The sequence below is a fragment of the Nocardia noduli genome (genome assembly GCF_019038455.1).
Taxonomy (GTDB): Bacteria; Actinomycetota; Actinomycetes; order Mycobacteriales; family Mycobacteriaceae; genus Nocardia; species Nocardia noduli.
Genome location: NZ_JAFMPL010000019.1, coordinates 1 through 23550 on the forward strand (window position 1 = coordinate 1; position 23550 = coordinate 23550).

The following is a 23550-nucleotide window of genomic DNA, read 5'->3' on the forward strand; positions in this document are numbered from 1 at the left end:
CGGTGTAGGGGTGGAGGAGTTACCGGAGGATCTGGGTGCGTTGGTGCGGGAATACGGGCGGCATCTGCGGTTGGGGCGGAACAGGTCGGCGCATACCGTGCGGGCCTATCTCGGGGACGCGCGCTCGCTGTTGGCGCATCTCTACGCGCAGTCGGCGGATTCGGCGATCGGGGAGTTGGATCTGAGTCTGCTGCGTTCGTGGCTGGCGGCGCAGTCGGCGGGAGGTGCGGCGCGCACGACGATGGCGCGGCGCGCGTCGTCGGCGCGCACGTTCACCGCGTGGCTGACCGCGAACGGCAGGCTCCCGGTCGATCCGGGGCTGCGGTTGGGTTCGCCCTCGTCGCATCGGGTGCTTCCGGCTGTCCTCGGGCAGCGTCAGGCCGTCGGTGCGATGGAAGCGGCGCAATCGGGTGCGGCCCAGCAGGATCCGATGGCGTTGCGGGACCGGCTGATCGTCGAGTTGCTGTACGCCACCGGGATCAGGGTCGGTGAACTGTGCGGGCTCGATGTCGATGATGTCGATCGGGAGCGACGGCTGGTGCGGGTGCTGGGCAAGGGGAACAAGGAGCGGTCGGTCCCGTTCGGCGGACCCGCCGACGAGGCGATCGAACGGTGGCTGCGTTTCGGCCGCCCGTCTTTCGCCTGCCCGGATTCCGGTCGCGCCCTGCTGCTCGGAAGGCGAGGTCGTCGACTCGACCAACGTCAGGCCAGAACCGTTGTGCACGAAGTCGTTTCCGCGATTCCGGGCGCACCGGATATCGGGCCGCACGGTTTGCGGCACAGCGCGGCGACGCATCTGCTCGAAGGGGGCGCCGATCTTCGGGTGGTCCAGGAACTGCTCGGCCACACGAGTATGGCGACGACCCAGCTCTACACCCACGTGTCCGTCGAACGATTGCGGAAGGTGCACGACCAGGCTCATCCGCGCGCGTGACATTCCGGCGGAACGGGGTGTGACGCGCGAAGCGAGCTCGTATTCTGAAACGAGTTCTAGTTTTGGGAGGATCCATCCGGATGAGCACGCATACCGTCCTCGGTCGCGAAGTCCAGATGCCGGTGCGGATCCGGCACGCGCGCGCCTTCATGGCTACCTACCGCGTTCCGGCCGACGCCGCGCAGCGACTCATCGACTATTCCGGCCTCCGCGTCCTGCGGGTGCCGCGCGATCGGGCCCTGTGCACCCTCGTCTTCGTCGAGTACATCGACGGCGACCTCGGGCCGTACAACGAATTCGGCGTGTCGTTCATGGTTCGCCACCACGCCGCCGCGCGGGACGGTGGCCTCGCGGGCCTGCGGGCACTCGCGACCGGGAAGGCGGGCGTCTTCATCCACCAACTGCCGGTGGACGGCGATTTCACCCTCGCCGCCGGACGCGGGATCTGGGGGTTCCCGAAGGAGATCGCGGAATTCGACGTGAACCACGAGGGCGGACTCCGGCGCGGCGTTCTCCGCCAGGAGGGCGACCTCGTCGTCGACCTCTCGGTGAAAGCCGGTCTGTCCACGCCCGGTGGCCGCGGCGCGGGGACCTCCTTCGATGCCTATTCCCACATCGACGGCCTGACCAGGTGCACGGCATGGGAGATGGGGCCGTCCGGTATGCGGGCCCGCCCCGGTGGTGTGGAGTTGCGGCTCGGCGATCATCCGATCGCCGCGGAATTGGCCGGTCTCGGACTTCCCACCCGCGCGCCGATGGCATCGACGGTCGATCGCCTCACCATGACCTTCCAGGACGCCGTCCCCGTGTGAGGGCCCGATGAACGCGTAATGTATTCGGCTGTGACCGACGGGTTCTCGACCGAGGGAATCGAGGGATCGCGGCGGCGCGTTTGCCGGTACCGCACGGCGTAGTGCGTGGACGGTCACTTCCCTCGGCGTTAGGCTGGCGTAGCGGTGTATTTGCTCCGATCCGGAAATCGACAAGGGATGGAGACGTCCATGGACCCGGAGGCCCGGCTGCGTCCAGCGGTTCGTCCCTCTGGAGTGCGCGAATGCCGGTCGTACCCTGCGGAATCGCTCGGAGATTTCCCGCAGACACGCCGGGACGCGAGTACGCCCGAGTCGGTGGGTATGCCCGTATCCGGCAACTATTCGGACAACATCGAGCGTGACCTTTTCCTCGCGCGGACGGTCCGTGAGCGACGACCGCTGAACGTGGTCTGCGACGGATCGGCCCGCCGGGCTCGGACGCGCGCGGCACTTACATCCGGTACTCGTCCGTTCGTCCGTGGATCCGGTGTCGGAAGTGGAGCGTCATGACCCTGCCGAGCCCGGCAGAGGAGTCCGAGGAAGGCGAGGAGGAGGTCGACTACCGCTTCACCCTCGCCAACGAACGAACCTTCCTGGCCTGGATGCGGACCGCACTCGGCTTGCTCGCCGGTGGTGTGGCCGTACACACCCTGGTCCAGCCCATGCACCTGCCCGGCATCCGCCGGGCGATCGGGATGTGCTGCCTGGTGCTCGCGGTGATCGTCGCGGTGGGGGCCTACGGACACTGGCGCGGGGTGCGCGAGGCGATGCGGCGTGGTCGGCCGCTTCCTTCGACCCTGCTTGTCCCGATCCTGTCGGCGGGTATCACCGTCGTGTCGGTGCTGGCCTGCGTGGCGGTGTTGCTGCGATGACCGGAACAGGTACACCGCCGCCGCCCGGCGCGGGCCCCGATGTCGGATTGGCCGCCGAGCGCACCGCCCTGGCCTGGCGGCGCACCGCCATCTCGGCGATGGTGATCGCCGTCCTGTTCCTGAACCACGCCGCGATCAACGGGTGGCGCGCGTTCGGAACCGCGCCGCTGGCGGCGGCGGGCACGATGATCGCGCTGGCGTTGCTCGGATTCTTTCGCAGCCGCAATCTGCACGCGGGCCGCCACGACATCGAGAACGGCGCGATCGTCATGGCCACGGTGGCGGTGGTCGTGGTCGCGGGGATCGCGGCGGGTCTGGGATTCGTGTATCCGGGGCCGTGAGGAACGACAGGACGGTATTCGGCAGAGCACAGGAGGACGGATATGAGCACAGCGACCGAACCCAGCACCGTCATCGCGGCCGCGCAACGGCGTGCCGCCGCGGCCCTGCCTTTCGCGGACGAGACGGATCGGGCCGACGCGCGCCGAGGATTCATCGCGGCGCTCGATCCGGGCGTGGTCACCATGACCGACGGAACCGTGGTGTGGGACAGCGATTCCTACGAATTCCTGCGTGAACCCTGCCCGGCGTCCGTGCATCCGGGCCTGTGGCGGCAATCCGGGCTGGTCGTGGAACAGGGACTGTTCGAGGTCACCGAGGGGATCTATCAGATCCGAGGGCTCGATCTGTCGAATATGACGCTGGTCGAAGGTGATTCGGGTGTCGTGGTGATCGATCCGCTGCTGTGCGCCGAAACCGCCGCCGCCGGGCTCGCGCTCTACCGCGCGCACCGCGGTGACCGGCCGGTGACCGGGCTCGTCTACACCCATTCGCACGTGGACCATTTCGGCGGCGCGCTCGGCGTCATCACGGAGGAGGAAGTCGAGGCGGGGCGCTGCCCGGTACTCGCCCCCGCGGGTTTCCTGGAACACGCGGTGGCCGAGAACGTCTACGCCGGTGCGGCGATGGCCCGGCGCGCGGCGTACATGTACGGCGCGGTGCTACCGCGCGGTCCGCTCGGACAGGTGGGCGCCGGTCTCGGGCAGACCACCTCGCTCGGCACCGTGACCCTGATCCCCCCGACCGTCGACATCGTCGAGACCGGTCAACGGGAGATCGTCGACGGGGTGCATATGGTTTTCCAGGTGACGCCGGGAACCGAGGCGCCCGCGGAGATGAATTTCCACCTCCCCGATCATCGGGCGCTGTGCATGGCCGAGAACGCCACGCACACACAGCACAATCTGCTCACCCTGCGCGGCGCGTCGGTGCGTGATCCCCATGTCTGGGCGAAATACCTGACCGAATCCATCAACCTGTTCGCCCGTGACGCCGACGTGGTGTTCGCCTCGCACCACTGGCCGACCTGGGGTACCGATCGGCTGGTGGAATACCTTGCGCTGCAACGAGATCTGTACGGCTATCTGCACGACCAGACGGTGCGACTGCTGAATCAGGGCTACGTCGGCGCCGAGATCGCCGAGCGTTTCGCACTGCCGCCCGCGATCGATGCGGCCTGGCACACGCGCGGTTTCTACGGTTCGGTGAGCCATAACGTCAAGGCGATCTACCAGCGTTATATGGGCTGGTTCGACGGGAATCCGGCAACGCTGTGGGAATATCCGCCGGTCGAATCCGCCGAGCGGCACGTGGAATTCATGGGCGGAGCCGACGAGGTACTGCGCAAGGCCCGCGCGTCCTACGCGGCCGGTGATTACCGCTGGGTGGCACAGGTCGTCAACTACGTGATCTTCGCCGATCCGGATAATTCCGCGGCGAAGGAATTGCAGGCCAGCACCTTCGAACAACTCGGCTACGGCGCGGAGAACGCGACCTGGCGCAATTTCTACCTCAGCGGCGCCTACGAATTGCGGTACGGCACCTTCGGGACGCCGACAACGCCGGAGTCCCCGACGGTGTTGGCGGCGCTGAGCACAGAGCAGATCTTCGACGCGCTGGCGCTGCGCGTCGACGGCCCCGTGGCGTGGGGGCACCGGTTGGTGACCGACTGGCATCTCGTCGACGAGGACCGCACCCACCGGGTGGAACTGCGCAACGGCCTGCTTGTCCACTACGACCGGCCCGACCACGTGAAGATGCCCGACCCGGACACCGTCTTCACACTGACCCGCCGGACGCTGATCCGGGTGCTGCTCGCGGGCGACGAATTCGGTGTCGCCGTCGCCGCGGGCGATATCGCCATCGAAGGCGATCCGGTCACCCTGGCCGATCTGGTGGGTGTCCTGGACACCCCCGATCCGGATTTCGCCATCGTCACGCCGTAGGCGACGCGCATCGGTGTGGTCCGCCGCGTCCGTCGATCAGGGCGAGGTGGGCAGCGTGGCGATATATCTGCCCGCGATGTATCGCTGGATCGATCGGACGACCGGGCCGCCGAGTCTCGTGTACCAGGCGCCCGGTCGGGAAAAGGCGGTGACCACCCCGTAGACGCCGTCGTCGGCCGCGTCGTATTCCACCGCGAACAGTTCCTCGCCGATCTCCGGATGACCGGGCAGCGTGCCGTAGGCGAAACCTCTCCGGTCGGACTCCTCGAGCAGGTACACCACCCGGCAGGGAGCGGTGATCGCCAGCGGTCCGGCGCCGAGCCGGACCGTCAGCAGTGTGCCGACCTCCGCTGACGGTGTACTCGCCCCGTGGAAGATTCCGGTGCCCTGCTGCATCCGATAGGCCAGGATCGCCACGCCTGCCCGCTCGAACAGCGCACGTCCCGAACCGATCCGGCGTTTCAGCGTGAAGTGGTGGTACCCCCGCGGCAAGGTGCCCGCCGTCGCGCCGACCTCCGCGTAGGTGAGCGCGTCGCCCGATTCGTTGCTCATAGGCGAATCGTCGTCGCATTCGGGCGGGGAAGGAAGCGCGGGGTATCGAACCGGTCTCCGCCGAACGACCGCGCCGGGTCGTCTCGCGTTCGGGAACGGTCGCCCTCACCGCGCACCGACCGGTTTCAGCCGCAACGGTGACAAGTGCAGCAGCGCAAGGGGATCGAGGTATTCGCGCCGGGTACGCGCGCCCGCTTCGCGCCGCACGCCCCAGTGCAGGCAGGCCGCCGCCGCGCACCCCTCGTGCCCGGCTTCCAACTCCCCGATCCCGCTACCGCGCCCGACCCGGCTGCCGATCGAAACCCGCGCTCGCACAGGTTCATACGTCGTCCGCAGCCCGCCGGGATGGTCGATCGACACGACCGGCCTGCCCGCCACCTCCCCGGCGAACACCACTATCCCCGTCCCGGCCGCGAGCACGTCCTGTCCGGGAACGCCCGCGAGATCCACTCCTCGATGTCCCGGTAGCCAGTCCTGGGCCGGTTTGTCGAAGCGGCGCTCCACCTGCGGACGCGGACGCAACGGCCAATCGAATTCGCCGGTGGGCGCCGCCGACGCGGGATTCCAGGAATGCAGAGCTACGGCGACGGCGAGTCCGACGGCGAATTCGGTGGTCCGGCGCATATTGCGGGCGGTCGACGAGCGCCTGCCCACCGGGCGAACAAGCCAGTCGCAGACTGCGGTTCCGACGGTGAACTCGGTGGTCCGGCGCGTATTCCAGGCGGTCGACGGGCGCCCGCCCGCCGGAGGAAGGGGTCTGTCGCAGACCGGGGTTCGGCGTGCCCCGACCCGGATCGCCGTGCGCGTCATCGCGACGAGCACCACGGAATGCGCGCGACATCGAGGGAGGTGTCGGGAATCGTCGTCCATGGGATCCGCGCCGGTCCGAGGACGCGAAGACGGCAGGGCGCCGAGCGCAGCCAGCCGTCCGGCACGCACGCCGAACCGGCGCACGCCGTCGCGATCCGCGCGGGTGGCTGCGCGACGGCGGGACAGGCCAGGACCAGGGACAACGCGAACATCAGTGGGACGAGCGCGGTCACCGTCACCGAGATACGATTCATATCTCGACATTCGCCGATCGACCGGCCCGTCGGGGTCGCGAATTGTCGAATGTGGACAACTTTCCGACCTGTGAACACCGCGCGTTTCGCCTGGCGGGGGCCTCCGCGCCCTGCCGGTTTAGGTCGCGGGGACCGCGCGTCGTAGACTGATCGAGCGGTCTGTGCTGGCACGGACCGACTTCGCGCGCCGCCCGTGCTTGTTCGTTACGGCGCTGTTCGAACCGGACCTCATTGGAGATCGTTCGGGGCAGCGCATGTGCGGAGCAGGGAATCGCCGGCTGGTCCCGATCCATGTGATCGGGTCCGGTGATTCGGAGGCGCCAGGGCAGTGGATCGCCGATCCGCTGCGTCAACCGGCTAGGAAAGAGAGATACGAGAGCTATGGCTGTCGTAACAATGAAGCAGCTGCTGGACAGCGGCGCGCACTTCGGACACCAGACCCGTCGGTGGAACCCGAAGATGAAGCGGTTCATCTTCACCGACCGCAACGGCATCTACATCATCGACCTGCAGCAGACGCTGACCTACATCGACAAGGCCTACGAGTTCGTCAAGGAGACCGTCGCCCACGGTGGCACCGTTCTCTTCGTCGGCACCAAGAAGCAGGCCCAGGAGTCGATCGCGGCCGAGGCGACTCGCGTCGGGATGCCCTACGTCAACCAGCGCTGGCTGGGTGGCATGCTCACCAACTTCTCCACCGTGCACAAGCGTCTGCAGCGCCTCAAGGAGCTCGAGGCGATGGAGCAGACCGGTGGTTTCGAGGGTCGCACCAAGAAGGAAATCCTCATGCTCACGCGTGAGATGAACAAGCTCGAGCGCACCCTCGGCGGTATCCGCGACATGGCCAAGGTGCCTTCGGCCATCTGGGTCGTCGACACCAACAAGGAGCACATCGCCGTCGGCGAGGCTCGCAAACTGAACATCCCGGTCATCGCGATCCTGGATACCAACTGCGACCCCGACCTGGTCGACTACCCGATCCCGGGTAACGACGACGCGATCCGTTCGGCCGCCCTGCTGACCAAGGTCGTCGCCTCCGCGGTGGCCGAGGGCGTGCAGGCCAGGGCCGGTGGCTCCGCGAGCGACGACAAGCCGGAAGCCGGCGCGGGCGAGCCCCTCGCCGAGTGGGAGCAGGAACTGCTCTCGCAGGCCGCCCCCGCCGCCGAAGCCGCTCCGGCCGAAGCCGCCCCTGCCGAGGCTGCCCCCGCGGAGGCTGCCCCTGCCGAGGCCGCCTCCGTCGAGGCCGCGCCTGCCGAGACCCAGGCCTGAGACTTACCTGGAACGCGGTATTCAGACACTGTTCCGGCGGTGATCACGAGGCTGTGCCATCGTGATCACCGCTGCCCAGTACTCAGGAGCGTTCGGGCGGACAACAGTCGCCGCCCGTCGCGCACTCTCTCGAAGGAGGCTCGCCACCCATGGCGAACTACACCGCTGCCGATGTGAAGCGGCTCCGGGAGCTCACCGGCTCCGGGATGATGGACTGCAAGAACGCGCTGACCGAGACCGACGGTGATTTCGACAAGGCCGTCGAGGTGCTGCGCATCAAGGGTGCCAAGGACGTGGGCAAGCGCGCCGAGCGCGCCACGGCCGAGGGCCTGGTCGCGGCCAAGGACGGCGTCCTGGTCGAGATCAACTCCGAAACCGACTTCGTCGCCAAGAACGCCGAGTTCCAGACGCTGGCCGATCAGATCGTGGCCGCGGCCGCCGTCGCCAAGCCCGGCGATCTGGACGAGCTCAAGGCGCTGCCGCTGGACGGCAGGACCGTCGACGCCGCGCTGCAGGAGCTTGCCGCCAAGATCGGCGAGAAGCTCGAACTGCGTCGCGTCGTCTCCTACAACGGTCCCGTCGCGACCTACCTGCACAAGCGTGCCACCGATCTGCCGCCCGCCGTCGGCGTGCTGATCGAGTACACCGGCGAGGGTGACGCCGCGGCCGAGGCCGCACGTGCCGCCGCCATGCAGGTCGCGGCCCTCAAGGCCAAGTACGTGACCCGCGACGAGGTGCCGACCGACATCGTGGAGAACGAGCGCCGCATCGCCGAGCAGACCGCTCGCGAAGAGGGTAAGCCCGAGGCCGCGCTGCCGAAGATCACCGAAGGCCGCGTCAACGGCTTCTTCAAGGATGTCGTGCTGCTCGAGCAGTCGTCCGTCACCGATTCGAAGAAGACGGTCAAGGCGCTGCTGGACGAGGCCGGTGTCACCGTGAGCCGCTTCGCCCGCTTCGAGGTCGGTCAGGCCTGATCGACTCGAAAGGCCTCTCGCACGTCGATCCCGATGTGCGAGAGGCCTTTTGCGTGTGTACCGGCCACCCGCCGGAGAATTACTGAAGCGCGTACGTTTCGAACGTGGTTCCGGAGCGTCGCGCAGGCCGTATTCCGCGCGGGGTCGCACGTCCGAGGGGGGCTTCTGTGGCCGCCGAAACCCCGTAGGGCAGGATGGGAGCGCTCTGTGTAGCGCAAACCACTCCGAATTACCGTTGACACCCGAGCCTGCCGAGCGGGCACAGCACCGAGGGAGAAGAGCACCGATGACGGACCCCGGGACCGACCGTCCAGGATATCGCCGTGTGCTTCTGAAATTAGGTGGGGAGATGTTCGGCGGAGGCACCGTCGGACTCGACCCGGATGTCGTGCAGACGGTCGCCGAGCAGATCGCCGAAGTGGTCGAGGACGGCATCCAGGTGGCCGTGGTGATCGGCGGCGGGAATTTCTTCCGCGGCGCCGAACTCGAGGAACGCGGCATGGATCGGGCTCGCTCCGATTACATGGGCATGCTCGGCACCGTGATGAACAGCCTTGCGCTGCAAGATTTTCTGCAGAAGCAGGGGATCGAGACCCGCGTGCAGACCGCGATCACCATGGGGCAGGTCGCCGAGCCCTATCTGCCGCTGCGGGCCAAACGCCACCTGGAGAAGGGGCGGGTCGTCATCTTCGGCGCGGGGATGGGCATGCCCTACTTCTCGACCGACACCACCGCCGCGCAGCGGGCGCTGGAAATCGGCGCCGAAGTGGTGCTGATGGCCAAGGCCGTCGACGGTGTGTTCAACGCGGACCCCCGGGTCGACGCGAACGCGACCATGTACACCGAGATCACCCACAAAGAGGTGATCGAACGCGGTCTGAAGGTCGCCGACGCCACCGCCTTCAGTCTCTGTATGGACAACCAGATGCCGATGCTGGTGTTCAATTTGTTGACGAAGGGCAATATCGCCCGTGCGGTCGCCGGTGAGAAGATCGGCACATTGGTTCGGTCCTGACCCCGCTACCCGCGGATCATGACGATGACGACGCTGTGGAGGAAACGGTCGTGATTGATGAAGCGCTCTTCGATGCCGAGGAGAAGATGGAGAAAGCCGTCTCGGTAGCGAAGGACGATCTCGGGAGCATCCGTACCGGCCGGGCCAACCCCGGCATGTTCTCCCGGATCGTCATCGACTACTACGGGTCTCCGACCCCGATCACCCAGGTGTCGAGCATCACGGTGCCCGAACCGCGCATGGTGGTCATCAAGCCCTACGAGCAGTCGCAACTGAATGTGATCGAAACCGCGATCCGAAATTCGGACCTCGGGGTCAATCCCACCAACAATGGCGACATCATCCGAATCTCCGTGCCGCAGCTCACCGAGGAGCGGCGCCGTGAACTGGCCAAACAGGCCAAGGGCAAGGGTGAGGACGCCAAGGTCTCGATCCGCAACGTGCGCCGCAAGGCCATGGACGAACTGTCGCGGATCCAGAAGGATGGCGAGGCGGGTGAGGACGAAGTCGGGCGCGCCGAGAAGGAGCTCGACAAGACCACCGCGAAGTACGTCGGTCAGATCGACGAATTGGTCAAGCACAAGGAAACTGAACTGCTCGAGGTCTGAGGCATCACGGGTGTGGGCGGCGGGCCGGACGACACGGCCGCCGCGTGCGCGCGGATCGGTAACAGCCGAGGACATGCTCGAGTGGGGGACGAACGGAACGACGAGTTGAGCGACGGGACAATCGTGGCCGAGAAAGCCGCCGCGACCGGTGCGGCGAAGGAGCCGAAGCCGGCGAACGGCACACCTGAATCGCCGTACAGGCATTCCGGCGATGCGCCGACCGCCGGACCCCTCGGCGAGGAGCGGGCCGCCGATCTCGGTGCGGCGCCCGCACTCGAACCGCCCGCTCTCGCGCCCGCCGAATCGTCCCCGGTCGTTCCGGACGGGGACTCCGCACCGTCCACCGAGTCGGTCGTCGCCGAACCCGGTCGCGCGGCCGAACCCCAGCCCGCCCCCTCGGGCTCGCGAGCGGGCCGCAATCTGCCCGCCGCGCTCGCGGTCGGATTCGGCCTCGGTCTGTCGCTCATCGCGATCCTGCTGTTCGTCCCCAAGGTGTTCATCGCCGTGGCGGGCACGGCGGTCGGTGTGGCGACCTGGGAGGTCGCCAAGCGACTGCGCGAGGCCGATGTCCTCGTCCCGAGGATTCCGCTCATCGTGGGTGGTCAGGCGGTGTTCTGGCTGGGCTGGCCCTACGGGGCGAGCGGCGTCGCCGGGGCGTTCGCCGGAACCGCGCTGGTGTGCATGGTGTGGCGGCTCTTCGATCACGGACTGCGGACGGCGCCCCGAAATTTTCTGCGCGACACCGCGATCACCGTTTTCACCCTCGCCTGGATCCCGCTGCTCGCCTCCTTCGCGACCCTGCTGCTGCTCGAACCCGACGGCAATCTGCGGGTGCTGACCTTCATGATCCTGGTCGTGTGCTCCGACGTCGGCGGTTATGTGGCCGGTGTGCTGTTCGGCAAGCATCCGATGGTGCCGTCGATCAGCCCGAAGAAGTCCTGGGAAGGGTTCTGCGGATCGCTGCTGTTCTGCGTCATCGGCGGACTCCTGACGGTGACGTTGCTGCTCCAGGCCAATTCGATGGTCGGTGTCGTACTCGGCGTCGGTCTCGTCGTGGTGGCGACCGTCGGCGATCTCATCGAATCGCAGATCAAACGCGAACTGGGCATCAAGGACATGGGGACGCTGCTGCCGGGGCACGGCGGCATCATGGACCGACTGGATTCGATGCTGCCGTCGGCCTTCGTCTCCTGGCTGGTTCTGTCCACCCTGATCTGACCCGCGAGGACAGTCGGCGGGCTAGTGCTTGGCCGCGCGCCGCAACTGCATGATGCGCACGCCGCCGACCAGCGCCATCACCAGCGCGCCCCCGATCACCGACAGCAGTACCGCGACGCCGATCGGCAGATTGAATTGCCAGAAGAACAGGCTGACCCGGATGCTCTCCAGGTTCTGCAGGATGAAGATCAGCAGGATGATCAGGATCAGCGCGCCCGCGACCAAGCCGACCCACGCGTAGCCGGTGCGGGAGGAAATCGACTTCTTCGAAGTGACCATCGGCGTCTGCGGCGGCTGGAACGCTTCGGGGTCGGGGAGATCGTCGGCATTGGTAGACATGACTGAATCATTGCCGACGGCTATCGCCGACGCGGGTATTTCGCCTGGACGAACTCCATGTCCCGCTGGTCGCTTCGGCCTGAATGTGCGCGCGGACGTGCTGATGAGAGAATGGGTGCACTATGACCGTCTCCCTGCCCCTCGTTTTCGATGCCCCGCGCCGTGGCATGCCCCCGCGGCATCTCGCCGATCTCGACGCGGACGGACGGAAGGCGGCGGTCGAGGCGCTGGGTCTGCCCAAATTCCGTGCCGACCAGATCGCCCGGCAGTACTACGCCAGGTTGCAGGCCGACCCGGAGCAGATGACCGACCTGCCCGCGCCGGTGCGGGAGAAGGTCGGCGCCGCGCTGTTCCCGCCGCTGCTGTCGGTGGTCAAACACATCACCTGCGACGCGGGAGAGACGCGCAAGACGCTCTGGCGCGCCGGTGACGGCACGCTGCTGGAAAGCGTGCTCATGCGCTATTCCGACCGCAATACCCTGTGCATCTCCAGCCAGGCGGGGTGCGGTATGGCCTGTCCGTTCTGCGCGACCGGTCAGGGCGGGCTCACGCGCAATCTGTCCACGGCCGAGATCGTCGACCAGGTGCGCGCCGCCGCGGCGGCGCTGCGCGACGGTGAGGTCGCCGGCGGCCCCGGGCGACTGTCCAACATCGTGTTCATGGGCATGGGTGAGCCGCTGGCGAACTACAAGCGGGTGGTCGACGCCGTCCGCCGCATCACCTCGCCCGCCCCGGACGGACTCGGCATCTCCCAGCGCAGCGTGGTCGTCTCCACCGTCGGGCTGGCTCCCGCCATCCGCAAACTCGCCGACGAGGGCCTCTCGGTGACGCTGGCGGTCTCGCTGCACACCCCCGACGACGAATTGCGCGACACCCTGGTTCCGGTGAACAGCCGGTGGCCGGTGGCCGAGGTGCTCGACGCCGCCAGGTACTACGCCGACAAGACCGGCCGCCGCGTGTCGATCGAATACGCGCTCATCCGCGATATCAACGATCAGCCGTGGCGCGCGGACATGCTGGGCCGGAAACTGCACAAGGCCCTCGGCTCGCGCGTCCACGTCAACGTCATCCCCCTCAACCCCACACCGGGCAGCAAATGGGATGCCAGCCCCAAACCGGTCGAACAGGAATTCGTGCGCCGGGTGAACGAACAGGGCGTGCCCTGCACCGTCCGCGACACCCGCGGCCAGGAGATCGCCGCCGCCTGCGGCCAACTCGCCGCCGAGAACTGATTCCCTGCGCTTCGGACGGGTCCCGAGCGTTAGGACTACACTCCTTAGGGGTGTAGTCCTAACGCTCGGGGAGGTCCTGGATGATCGCGAAGCCCCATCACGTATTCGGCCGCTTCGCGGAGTGGGACGGCCTCGTATCGTTCGCGACGCGAACGACGTCGTCGGCGCAACTGGGAATCGTCAGCGGTCGACGGCGAATGGGAAAGACCTATCTCCTGCGCGCGCTGGTCGAGCAGGTCGGTGGGTTCTACTTCGGGGCGACGACCGCGACGGCGGGGGAGTCCTTGCGGCAGTTCGGGGCCGCGCTCGCCGAATTCACCGGAGCGGAGGTGCCGGTCTCGTTCGAGAGCTGGGATCACGCGGTGGTCTATCTGTTCGGTCTGGCGGCGCGCGACCGCGCGGATGCGCCGCTACTCGTCGTGATAGACGAGTTCTCGTACTTGGTGAAGGCGGTGCCGGAGCTGCCGTCCTTGATCCAGCGGGAGATCGATCGGTTCCAGGTCGAGGCCAGCGGCGTTCGGTTGCTGCTCTGCGGGTCCGCCATGTCGGTCATGGGCGGGTTGTTGGCCGGTGCCGCGCCGCTGCGCGGGCGTGCGCAGATGGAGATGGTGGTGCGCCCGTTCGGGTATCGCGAGGCCGCGGAGTTCTGGGGGGTGCGATCCGACCCGGCGTTGGCGGTACGACTGCATGCCGTGCTGGGCGGGACACCGGCTTACCGACGGCAGTTCTTGGCCGACGATGTTCCCGCGACGCTGTCCGACTTCGATCCGTGGTTGGCGCGCACCGTGCTGTCGCCGCTGAGTCCGCTGTTTCGAGAGGCGCGCTACCTGTTGGCCGAAGAAGCCGAAATCCGTGATACCGCGCTCTACCATTCGGTGCTCGCCGCTGTGGCCCACGGCAACAACACTCGTGGCGGCATCGCCGGTTACATCGGCCGCAAGGCGGTGGACATCTCACACCCGCTCTCGGTGTTGGAGGATTGCCACCTGTTGGTGCGCGAGCAAGACGTGTTCCGCGCGGGCAAATCGGTGTACCGGATCACCGAACCGCTCATCAACTTCTACGAGGCCGTGATGCGTCCGTCGTGGGCGCGGTTGGAAAACGGCCAGGCACAACAGGTGTGGGCCAGATCGGGGGAGCGGTTCGCCGCTCAGGTCGTCGGTCCGCATTTCGAGGCCATGTGTCGGGAGTTCATGATCGGGGACGGCATCGAAATGCTCGGATCGGAGGCCGGATTCGGGGAGGTCGGTTGTGGAATCGTTCCCGACTCGGCGGCTCGTACGCAGATTCAGGTCGATGTGGCCGTTGTGCAGCCGGGCAGTGGCGGTCGGAAAGCGGCGGTGTCGATGATGGGCGAGGCGAAGTGGGGAGTGACCATGGGCGTCGGCCATGTGGATCGACTCGTGCGTGCCCGTGACCTGTTGGCGGGTGGCGGAGTGGACGTATCGAATTGTCGGCTGGCCTGTTTCAGCGGCACCGGATTCAGTGACGCGCTGCGTGATCGAGCCGAGCGGGATCCGCACGTACTGTTGGTCGGACTCGGGCAATTGTACGGTTCGAAGAACGGATGATTCGGTCCGGAGGGCGATGATCGACCGGATGAGAGTCGCGTGTGGGCGGTGTACAGTGCGCGACGGGCGGCAGATACGGTCCGCCGTACGCGGCAGTGCGCTGCCGGGGGAACTGATCGGAAACGCTCGAGGGGGATGACCCGGTGCTGCGCGAGGGTGAAGTATTCGCGGGTTTCACCATCCAGCGACTGCTCGGGCAGGGCGGGATGGGGGCGGTGTACCTGGCGCGGCATCCGAGGCTGCCGCGCCTGACCGCGTTGAAGCTGCTGAATCCGGAGTTGTTCTCCGACGACGAGATCCGCGCGCGGTTCGAGCGGGAGGCGGATCTGGTCGCGCGGCTCGACCATCCCAATCTGGTGACCGTCTTCGACCGGGGTGTCGAGGACGAGCAACTGTGGATCTCCATGCAGTACATCGACGGTGTCGACGCCTCCGGTGTCGATCCGCGCACGTTGCCGCCGCAGCGGGCCGCGCAGATCGTCGCCGAGACGGCGGCGGCGCTGGACTACGCGCACGCCATGGACGTCCTGCACCGCGATGTGAAACCCGGCAATATCCTGCTCGCCCGTGGTGCGGGACAGGAACGGGTGCTGCTCACCGATTTCGGTATCGCCCGGCCACGTGAGGACGTCGGGCACCTGACCAAGACCGGAAGTTTCACCGCCACTCTGGCCTACGCGGCACCGGAACAGTTGACCGGCGGGCATCTGGACCACCGCACCGATCAGTACTCACTGGCCTGCACGCTGTACTGGCTGCTGAGCGCGACCGTGCCGTTCGATTCGCCGCACGCGGTGCAGGTGATCGAAGGACATCTGCGCAAACCGCCGCCGCCGATCACCGGTTATCGACCCGATCTGCCCGCGGAACTGGACGCGGTACTCGGGCGCGCACTCGCGAAACGGCCGACCGAGCGCTTCGACAGCTGCGCCGAATTCGCGGCGGCGGTGCACGCGGCGTTGAGCCGGAACGGTTCTCGGACGGGGACCGCGCCACGGTCGATGCCGAGCCGGTCGATGCCGAGGGCGGTGCCCGCGGTGGACCCGCACGCTCGGCAAGCAGGAGCGGGTCCCGGAATTCCGCCCGCTGCGCGGGAAGTCGGCGGCACGCCTGTCGGCGGCGGAGCGTGGGGGCAGGGGTATGCGGTGCCGGGGCACCCGTCGCCGATGCCGCCGAACGCGCCGATGGTCGGAGCGCCGAACCGGATTCCCGGGCGCGCCCCCGCTCGAGGTCCCCAGGCCGTTCCGCCACCCGGACACGGTGGTGTGCGTTCCGGACCGCCGCCGGTGGCCCGACGTCCGGCCCCGCGCCCGCCGCGGCAGCGCAACGGTGTGACGATCCTTCTCACCGTGTTCGGCGTCATAGGGGCACTGGTGGCGGGGCTCGTCATCTTCGCGTGGCAGGACGAGACCACCGTGGTCTCGCAACTGACGGGCCGTTCGAAGGGCCACCAGGATCTGTCGGCGATGTCCGCGGCTTTCCCACGCATGCTGCCCGCCGACAATCGAAACAGAGGCACCGGTTACGACGGCGTCCCATGCAACCCGTCGTCCAAATGGTTCGATTACCACGCGGAGACCGGAGACGAAGCCGCATTCGATCACTGGCGTGCACGTTGGTACTGCTGGACGGGAAAGACCAACACGTTGGTCTACACCTTCTATGCCTACGAATCGGAGGATGCGGCCCGGCGGGCATTGAGTGCCTTCGAGGCCGTGACCGAAGATCTGGGGACGAGCACCACGGGTAATCGCACCGATCGCCGGGTGAGCTACTCCAGCTACACCGACTCGAAGTATCCGATGATTGTCTCGACATTCGATGACCCGGCACGCGCTCGCTGGATATTGACCTTCGGAAGCGGGCCGGGGAAAATCGACGAAATTGTCGAAAGGGTGAAAAACGCACCGCTCGGCTGACCCCGGCCGGTAATTCGTGCCGAGGCCGGATCGGCCGACCTTCGATGCCGTGGCAGCCGAAATCCCGCGCGAACCCGTTTGTCAGCCGCGATTCTTGGCCGGACGGTTGGTCGCCGCCCTGCGCTCGGCATCCCTCGCCTTGACGCGTTCGCTCTCCGCGCGCGTGGCGGCATGCGTTTCGCGCTCACGTACGAGCCAGGCGGGCGGATCGGCGAGCAGTGTCTCGATCTCGTCGGCGGTCATGGCGTCGGCGACGTCGGCGCGAGCCAATCCACTGTTGGATATACCGAGTTTGCGGGCGACGACATCGCGCGGGAAGGGCCCGTTGCTGCGCAGTTCGGTCAGCCACTCGGGCGGATCGGTGCGCAATTTCTCCAGGTCGGCGCGGGAGATCTCGGCGGCGCGGAATTCCTCGGGGGTCGCGGGGAGGTAGATGCCGAGCTTGTTCGCCGCCGTCAGCGGCTTCATGGTCTGCGGTTTCTTCTCCTGGCTCACCCGGCGAGTTTAATCGACGCCGCGCGAACCTTTCGCCACCGCGGGCCGACCTCGACGCGGCCTGTCCGATTCGCCGCAGGTCGAAGCGGCTAACCTTCATGCAATGAGCCGGTTCGACTCGATCGACGTGACCCGCGTGCGCTGGTTCGCCGCGGTCGCCCAGGAATTGCATTTCGCGCGGGCGGCGAAATCGCTGAACATCTCCCGGCAGCGGCTGAGTCGCACCGTCCTCGATCTGGAAGAGGAACTCGGCACGAAACTGTTCGTGCCGGGAGCCCAGCCGACCGAACTGACCGAGGACGGGCGCGAATTCCTCGCGGCGGCTCCCGGGTTGATCGATGCCGCCGAAGCATCCGCCGCGCAACAGGTTCCGGACACCGACGCCGGGTTGCGCGTCGGCTTCGCGCCCGGGGTGACGGTGTCCAAGTGGACCAGGATCTGGGGTGAACGTTTCCCGGAGACCCCGCTGCGGGTGGTCGCGCTGACGGCGGCCGACCAGGAGGACGCGCTGCGCGAGGACCGCGTCGACATGTGCTTCGTTCGCCTCCCGATCGATCGGGACGGCCTCAACGCGATTCCGCTCTACCGGGAGGTGCCGGTGGTCGTGGTGCCGAAGGATCACCCGATCTCGGTGTTCACCGAGGTCAGCACGGCCGACCTGGCCGACGAGCGGATGCAGGAGACCCACGCGATCGATGACGCGGCGGTCACCCTGGAGATGGTCGCCGCGGGCGTCGGCCACGCCGTCGTCCCGCATTCCATCGCCCGCCTGCACGCCCGCCGCGACCTCGTCTACCGCACGGTGACCGATGCCCCCGATACCGAGATCGCCCTGGCCTGGCCCGCGGACCGAACCACCGATCTGGTCGAGGAATTCATCGGTATCGTGCGCGGTCGCTCCGCGCACAGCTCCCGCGCGCCGGAATCACCTCGCGCTCGCCCGGCCCGGACCGAGCGTGTCGCCGCCAAGAAACCTTCTTCGGCAAAGCATTCCGCCAAGAAGAAGCCGGTGAAGCGCCGCGGTCGCTGAGCCAGGAGGAAACACGAACGCCGCCCTCGCGTGGAGCGGGGCGGCGACGTGGGGGCGATCGGAGTCAGCGAGGTTTGCGCGACAGGATCTTGTCGTAGCCGACGATGCCGAGCAGGGCGACGGCGAAGCCGACGAGGAAGATGTCCTCGACGCGGCCCTTGTGATTGCCGACGAGCATCGCGAGCAGGATGATCGCGACGACGACGGCGGCGATCTTGAAAGTGCGCGGCGACTCACCGCTCCAGCCCCACGCGGCCGAAGGAACTTCGGCGGTATCGACATGGGAGACGAGGGCGCGCTCGGTGTTGGCGGGTTCGAGTTCCGTGGCGGCCACGATCGCTCCTTAGCTCGAGGTTCGGGGTGATCCCGATTCCGGGTACTTCACCGATATCGTGGCATACGACCGTCCGTCGTAGCCAGCGACCCTGCCACAATGGGCCGGTGTCCGACATCGTGAGAGTTCTGCTGCTCGGCAGCACCGGATCCATTGGCACCCAAGCGCTCGAGGTGATCGCCGCGAACCCCGACAAGTTCGAGGTGGTCGGGCTGGCCGCGCGCGGCGGCAACGCCGAACTGTTCGCCGCGCAGATGGCCGCGACCGGAACTCGCAACGTCGCGATCGCCGATCCCGCGGCCGCGCGGGCGCTCGATGTCGAACTCGGCGGTCCGGACGCGGCCACCGAACTGGTGCGCCGCACCGAGGCCGACGTGGTGCTGAACGCGCTGGTCGGCTCGCTCGGTCTCGGCCCGACCCTGGCGACCCTGGAATCGGGGACCCGATTGGCGCTGGCGAACAAGGAGTCGTTGGTCGCCGGTGGGTCGCTGGTGACGCGGGCGGCGGCGCCGGGCCAGATCGTCCCCGTCGATTCGGAACATTCGGCACTGGCGCAATGTCTGCGCGGCGGGCGCGCCGAGGAAGTGGACCGGCTCGTTCTCACCGCGTCCGGCGGCCCGTTCCGCGGGTGGACCGCGCAGATGTTGGAATCGGTGAACCCGGAGGAGGCGAAAACGCATCCGACCTGGTCCATGGGCCCGATGAACACCCTGAACTCGGCGTCACTGGTGAACAAGGGCCTGGAACTGATCGAGACGCACCTGCTGTTCGGCATCCCGTACGACCGGATCGATGTCACCGTGCACCCGCAGTCGATCGTGCACTCGATGGTCACCTTCACCGACGGTTCGACCCTGGCCCAGGCCAGCCCGCCCGATATGAAGTTGCCCATCGCCCTCGCCCTGGGCTGGCCGCACCGGGTGCCGGGGGCGGCGGCCGCGTGTAATTTCGGCACGGCGTCGACGTGGACCTTCGAACCCGTCGACACCGAGGTCTTCCCCGCGATCGACCTGGCCAGGCAGGCCGGTGAGGCGGGCGGCAGTGTCACCGCCGTCTACAACGCGGCCAACGAGGTCGCGGTGCAGGCGTTCCTCGACGGACATATCCGCTTCCCGGACATCGTGCGCACCGTCGCGCGGGCGGTCGAGGCGGCGTCGCGGTGGCGCGCCGAACCCGAATCGCTCGCCGATGTACTCGCCGCGGACAGCTGGGCGCGCGAATACGCCGGTGCGCTGATCAGCGCGTGATCACGGTCGCTCTCGCGGTGTCGACCGGCGCTCGGGCGTCCGGCGCCTGCCGCGCCTGGCAGACTGTGACGTGAGGTCGGTCTGCGTCCGGTTACTGTGGTCGGGTGTTCGCGGCCGGAACCGGATGCGGGCGTGGTCGATGATCGCGGCCGACCGGCGGTCGTGTCGAGGCGAGCTGCGTAACGCAGGAGGGCTGTACATCAATGGTGTTCGCGTTGGGTTTCGCGTTGTTCGCCCTCGGTATCACGATTTCGATCGCGCTACACGAATGCGGGCACATGTGGACCGCACAGGCGACCGGCATGAAGGTGCGCCGCTATTTCATCGGCTTCGGCCCCAAGGTGTTCTCGTTCCAGCGCGGTGAGACCGAATACGGCCTCAAGGCGCTGCCGCTGGGCGGTTTCTGCGATATCGCGGGAATGACGGCGCTCGACGAACTGGCGCCGGAAGATCTGGACCGCGCGATGTACCGGCAGTCCACCTGGAAGCGCTTGGTCGTCATGTCCGGCGGTATCGCGATGAACTTCCTGCTCGGCTTCCTGCTGGTCGCCGTGCTGGCCATCGGCTGGGGACTCCCGCGTTTCGATCAGCCGCCCGCCACCGCGCTCGGCACGATGGGCTGCGTTCCGCAGCAGAACCCCGACGGCACCACCCAGCCGTGTACCGGCACCGGACCGGCGCAACTGGCGGGCCTGCGACGCGGCGATGTCGTCGAGAAGGTCAACGGCGTGCCGGTCGACACCTGGAAGGAGTTCCAGGCCGAGACCCAGAAACAGACCGGCCCCTTCAGCTACACCGTCGATCGCGACGGACAGACGCTCACCATCCCGGTCGATCCGGTCCGGGTGATGCGCTACCCGGCAGACGGCGGCCCCGGCAAGGAGGTCAGCGCGGTCGGTGTCGGCGCCGACTTCTACGAGCCGGTGCAGTACGGCGTGCTCGCGGCGATCCCGGCGTCGGTGGCGTTCACCGGCGACATGTTCGTTCGCACCTTCCAGTCGCTGGCCCAGATGCCGCAGAAGGTCTCGGCGCTGTGGACCGCGGTCACCGGCGGCGAGCGCGATCCGGAGGCGCCGATCAGCGTGTACGGCGCGAGCCGCATCGGCGGTGAGACCGCCGAACGCGGGCTGTGGAGCGTCTTCATCCTGATGCTGGCCAGCCTGAACTTCTTCCTCGGCGCGTTCAACATCCTGCCGCTGCTGCCGCTGGACGGCGGTCATATCGCGGTGGTGCTGTACGAGAAGATCCGCAACTCCATCCGTGGCTGGAAGGGTCTGGCCCCCGGCGCGCCGGTGGACTACCTCAAACTCTTGCCCTTGACCTACGTCGCGGTGGTGATCGGCGGCGCCTACATGGTGCTCACCCTGGTCGCCGACATCGTGAATCCGGTCAAACTCTTCTGATCGGTACCCCCTCGCGGCCCGACCGTGATCGATTCCACGTGGGCAACGGGGGGACACCGGCCTGTCAGCACGCATGTCATCGCTCTCACAGGGCGACGTCGGGAAATGCGCGACTAAGCTTGGCAGGCGAACGGCACGCTCACAGAATCACGCTCAGGGAACGCAGGAAAGAAGGCAGCCGAAAGTGACCAGCACAATCGGATTGGGGATGCCCGCCGCACCGGCGGCCGTTCTCGCGCCCCGCCGAAAGACCCGCCAGTTGATGGTGGGCGGTGTCGGTGTCGGTAGCGACCACCCGATCTCCGTGCAGTCGATGACCACCACCAAAACCCACGACGTCAACGCGACGCTCCAGCAGATCGCGGAACTGACCGCGTCCGGCTGCGATATCGTCCGCGTGGCCTGCCCCCGGCAGGAGGACGCCGACGCGCTCGCCACGATCGCGCGCAAATCGCAGATCCCGGTGATCGCCGATATCCACTTCCAGCCGCGCTACATCTTCGCGGCGATCGACGCGGGCTGCGCGGCGGTACGGGTCAACCCCGGCAATATCAAGGAGTTCGACGGCCGCGTCGGCGAGGTGGCCAAGGCGGCGGGCGCGGCGGGCATCCCCATCCGCATCGGCGTCAACGCGGGCTCGCTGGACAAGCGCATGTTGGAGAAGTACGGCAAGGCCACCCCGGAAGCGCTGGTCGAGTCGGCGCTGTGGGAGGCGAGCCTGTTCGAGGAACACGGGTTCGGCGATATCAAGATCTCGGTCAAGCACAACGATCCGGTGATCATGGTCGAGGCCTACCGGCAGTTGGCGGCGCGCTCGGACTACCCGCTGCACCTCGGCGTCACCGAGGCCGGTCCGGCGTTCCAGGGCACGATCAAATCCGCGGTCGCGTTCGGCGCGTTGCTCAGCGAGGGCATCGGCGACACCATCCGGGTCTCGCTGTCCGCGCCGCCCGCCGAGGAGATCAAGGTCGGCGGGCAGATCCTGCAATCGCTGAATCTGCGCCCGCGCAAACTCGAGATCGTCTCCTGTCCGTCCTGTGGACGCGCACAGGTGGACGTGTACACGCTGGCCAACGAGGTGTCGGCGGGGCTCGAAGGCATGGAGGTGCCGCTGCGCGTCGCCGTGATGGGCTGCGTGGTGAACGGTCCTGGCGAAGCGCGCGAGGCCGATCTCGGTGTCGCCTCCGGTAACGGCAAGGGCCAGATCTTCGTCAAGGGTGAGGTCATCAAGACGGTGCCCGAGGCGAAGATCGTCGAGACCCTCATCGAGGAAGCCCTGCGAATCGCCGAGCAGATGGGTGAAGAAGCGTCGGGTGAGCCGGTGGTCACCGTCGGCTGAGTCCGGAAATGTGGCCGCGCGCGGGTCGCGTGGCCACGCCACGGAAGAAGTTCTTTTCGGATGCGCATACCGCAGTCGCGGTTTTCATGGCAGGCTGTCGATGTGCGGAGTCTGCTCGAGCCGACGCGACGGGCGAAATTCGCCCCCGCGCGTCAGCTGGCGAACCGAGATCTGGCACAGGTTCTCCGTGTCCTCGACACCGATCCCGTGGCGTCGTGCATGGTCGCGGCCCGACTACAGGAATTCGGTCTCGACGCGCGCGCCGGGACCGGTGAACTGTGGAGCCGGGGCGGCCCGAGCGAGTCCCTGTGCTTCTCCGGCGCCAATCTCGTTCCGTTGCTCGGTGACCAGGCGGCCCTGCGGGCCTTCGCCGACCGCGCCGCGCGCTGGCCCCGGATCTGTTCCTCGGTGGTCGGCAGGCAGGAACTGGCGCTACCGCTGTGGGAGATGTTGGCGCATCGGTGGGGCCCGGCCCGCGAACTACGCGGCGAACAGCCGCTGCTCGCACTCGCCGAAGCGCCGCTGACCACACCGGATCCGGAAGTGCGTCGGGCCAGACCCGACGAGTTGGACCGCTACCTCGTCGCCGCGATCTCGATGTTCATCGAGGAGGTCGGTATCGACCCGCGCGCGGGCGACGGGGGTCGCGGCTACCGGCGACGGATCCAGAGCCTGATCGAATCGGGTCGCGCCTGGGCGCGTTTCGACGACGGCGAGGTGGTTTTCAAAGCCGAGGTCGGGTCGTTGTCCCGGCGCACCGGCCAGATCCAGGGCGTGTGGGTGCATCCCGACCATCGCGGCCACGGCCTCGGCACCGCGGGCACCGCCGCGATCGCCTCCGCGATCGTCGCGTCGGGCCGGACCGCGAGTCTGTACGTCAACGACTACAACAGGGTGGCCAGGCGGGCATACGGCCGCGTGGGGTTCCGCCAGATCGCGACATTCGCCACGGTCCTGCTCGACTGAATCCCGCGCGACCGAATCGCGGCACACCGACACCGATTTGCCGCGTGTCGACACGAAATCCGCGTACTTCGC

General features: G+C 67.5%; 24 protein-coding genes. 18 read left to right on the forward strand and 6 right to left on the reverse strand.

The genetic code is table 11. The features are described 5' to 3' along the window. The first annotated feature begins 10 nt into the window (after positions 1-10). The 5 genes from JZ792_RS13870 to JZ792_RS13890 all read left to right on the forward strand — a co-directional run bounded on the left by JZ792_RS13870 (position 11) and on the right by JZ792_RS13890 (position 4903). A complete protein-coding gene (locus JZ792_RS13870; RefSeq protein ID WP_216910902.1) occupies positions 11-934 on the forward strand; it encodes a tyrosine recombinase XerC in 924 nt (307 codons plus the stop codon). A gap of 80 nt (positions 935-1014) precedes the next feature. Next, a complete protein-coding gene (locus JZ792_RS13875) occupies positions 1015-1746 on the forward strand; it encodes an acetoacetate decarboxylase family protein (protein ID WP_216910738.1) in 732 nt (243 codons plus the stop codon). 506 nt (positions 1747-2252) lie between these two features. After that, complete coding sequence (locus JZ792_RS13880; protein WP_216910740.1) at positions 2253-2618, forward strand: YidH family protein; 366 nt, start codon at positions 2253-2255, stop codon at positions 2616-2618. Continuing rightward, positions 2615-2959, forward strand: coding sequence for a DUF202 domain-containing protein (locus JZ792_RS13885; protein ID WP_216910742.1), 345 nt, complete (start codon positions 2615-2617; stop codon positions 2957-2959). Before JZ792_RS13880 ends, JZ792_RS13885 begins: the two co-directional genes overlap by 4 nt. A 42-nt stretch (positions 2960-3001) precedes the next feature. After that, positions 3002-4903, forward strand: a complete 1902-nt coding sequence (locus JZ792_RS13890; protein WP_216910744.1) for an alkyl/aryl-sulfatase — start codon at positions 3002-3004, stop codon at positions 4901-4903. Between the two features lie 36 nt (positions 4904-4939). Here JZ792_RS13890 and JZ792_RS13895 read toward each other — a convergent pair whose 3' ends face one another. From JZ792_RS13895 to JZ792_RS13905, 3 genes are all read right to left on the reverse strand, one after another. After that, positions 4940-5455 carry a DUF1990 domain-containing protein gene (locus JZ792_RS13895; RefSeq protein ID WP_216910746.1) on the reverse strand — a complete coding sequence of 172 codons (516 nt, stop codon included), beginning with the start codon at positions 5453-5455 and terminating at the stop codon, positions 4940-4942. A 105-nt stretch (positions 5456-5560) separates the two neighbouring features. Then, positions 5561-6079 (reverse strand): M23 family metallopeptidase, encoded by a 519-nt coding sequence (locus JZ792_RS13900; RefSeq protein WP_216910904.1) that lies wholly within the window; start codon positions 6077-6079, stop codon positions 5561-5563. Between the two features lie 182 nt (positions 6080-6261). Beyond that, positions 6262-6519, reverse strand: coding sequence for a hypothetical protein (locus JZ792_RS13905; RefSeq protein WP_216910748.1), 258 nt, complete (start codon positions 6517-6519; stop codon positions 6262-6264). A 381-nt stretch (positions 6520-6900) separates the two neighbouring features. On the opposite strand from JZ792_RS13905, the gene rpsB reads away from it, so the two are divergent. From rpsB to JZ792_RS13930, 5 genes are all read left to right on the forward strand, one after another. Continuing rightward, positions 6901-7788 (forward strand): 30S ribosomal protein S2, encoded by an 888-nt coding sequence (rpsB, locus tag JZ792_RS13910; protein WP_216910750.1) that lies wholly within the window; start codon positions 6901-6903, stop codon positions 7786-7788. A gap of 149 nt (positions 7789-7937) precedes the next feature. Then, positions 7938-8762: a translation elongation factor Ts gene (gene tsf, locus JZ792_RS13915; protein WP_216910758.1), complete on the forward strand. Its 825-nt coding sequence runs from the start codon at positions 7938-7940 to the stop codon at positions 8760-8762. Between the two features lie 286 nt (positions 8763-9048). Then, complete coding sequence (gene pyrH, locus JZ792_RS13920; RefSeq protein WP_109529622.1) at positions 9049-9777, forward strand: UMP kinase; 729 nt, start codon at positions 9049-9051, stop codon at positions 9775-9777. 50 nt (positions 9778-9827) lie between these two features. Beyond that, positions 9828-10385, forward strand: coding sequence for a ribosome recycling factor (gene frr, locus JZ792_RS13925; RefSeq protein WP_216910760.1), 558 nt, complete (start codon positions 9828-9830; stop codon positions 10383-10385). Positions 10386-10490: 105 nt separating this feature from the next. Continuing rightward, positions 10491-11603, forward strand: coding sequence for a phosphatidate cytidylyltransferase (locus JZ792_RS13930; RefSeq protein ID WP_216910762.1), 1113 nt, complete (start codon positions 10491-10493; stop codon positions 11601-11603). A 21-nt stretch (positions 11604-11624) separates the two neighbouring features. On the opposite strand, the gene JZ792_RS13935 is transcribed toward JZ792_RS13930, so the two are convergent. Next, positions 11625-11942, reverse strand: coding sequence for a LapA family protein (locus JZ792_RS13935; protein WP_216910764.1), 318 nt, complete (start codon positions 11940-11942; stop codon positions 11625-11627). A 122-nt stretch (positions 11943-12064) separates the two neighbouring features. Between JZ792_RS13935 and rlmN the strand changes: the two genes are divergently transcribed. From rlmN to JZ792_RS13950, 3 genes are all read left to right on the forward strand, one after another. Then, positions 12065-13174: a dual-specificity RNA methyltransferase RlmN gene (gene rlmN, locus JZ792_RS13940; protein WP_216910766.1), complete on the forward strand. Its 1110-nt coding sequence runs from the start codon at positions 12065-12067 to the stop codon at positions 13172-13174. A gap of 80 nt (positions 13175-13254) precedes the next feature. Continuing rightward, positions 13255-14745, forward strand: coding sequence for an AAA family ATPase (locus JZ792_RS13945; RefSeq protein WP_216910768.1), 1491 nt, complete (start codon positions 13255-13257; stop codon positions 14743-14745). Positions 14746-14888: 143 nt separating this feature from the next. Next, complete coding sequence (locus JZ792_RS13950; protein WP_216910770.1) at positions 14889-16664, forward strand: protein kinase domain-containing protein; 1776 nt, start codon at positions 14889-14891, stop codon at positions 16662-16664. Between the two features lie 81 nt (positions 16665-16745). Here JZ792_RS13950 and JZ792_RS13955 read toward each other — a convergent pair whose 3' ends face one another. Beyond that, entirely contained in the window at positions 16746-17159 is a 414-nt protein-coding gene (locus tag JZ792_RS13955) for a DUF5997 family protein (RefSeq protein ID WP_216910772.1), read from the reverse strand. Between the two features lie 103 nt (positions 17160-17262). On the opposite strand from JZ792_RS13955, the gene JZ792_RS13960 reads away from it, so the two are divergent. Continuing rightward, positions 17263-18189, forward strand: a complete 927-nt coding sequence (locus JZ792_RS13960) for a LysR family transcriptional regulator (RefSeq protein ID WP_216910774.1) — start codon at positions 17263-17265, stop codon at positions 18187-18189. 64 nt (positions 18190-18253) lie between these two features. Here JZ792_RS13960 and JZ792_RS13965 read toward each other — a convergent pair whose 3' ends face one another. Then, the gene (locus JZ792_RS13965) at positions 18254-18523 is read right to left on the reverse strand and encodes a DUF2631 domain-containing protein (protein WP_216910776.1); all 270 of its coding nucleotides are present in this window, start codon (positions 18521-18523) and stop codon (positions 18254-18256) included. 107 nt (positions 18524-18630) lie between these two features. Between JZ792_RS13965 and dxr the strand changes: the two genes are divergently transcribed. The 4 genes from dxr (at position 18631) to JZ792_RS13985 (ending at position 23478) form a co-directional block, all read left to right on the forward strand. Beyond that, on the forward strand, positions 18631-19770 hold the full coding sequence (dxr, locus tag JZ792_RS13970) for a 1-deoxy-D-xylulose-5-phosphate reductoisomerase (protein ID WP_216910778.1): 1140 nt from the start codon (positions 18631-18633) through the stop codon (positions 19768-19770). 203 nt (positions 19771-19973) lie between these two features. Next, a complete protein-coding gene (locus tag JZ792_RS13975) occupies positions 19974-21173 on the forward strand; it encodes a M50 family metallopeptidase (RefSeq protein WP_109529615.1) in 1200 nt (399 codons plus the stop codon). Between the two features lie 184 nt (positions 21174-21357). Then, the gene (ispG, locus tag JZ792_RS13980; RefSeq protein WP_216910780.1) at positions 21358-22512 is read left to right on the forward strand and encodes a flavodoxin-dependent (E)-4-hydroxy-3-methylbut-2-enyl-diphosphate synthase; all 1155 of its coding nucleotides are present in this window, start codon (positions 21358-21360) and stop codon (positions 22510-22512) included. Between the two features lie 102 nt (positions 22513-22614). Then, positions 22615-23478, forward strand: coding sequence for a GNAT family N-acetyltransferase (locus JZ792_RS13985; protein ID WP_308165291.1), 864 nt, complete (start codon positions 22615-22617; stop codon positions 23476-23478). Positions 23479-23550 lie beyond the last annotated feature (72 nt).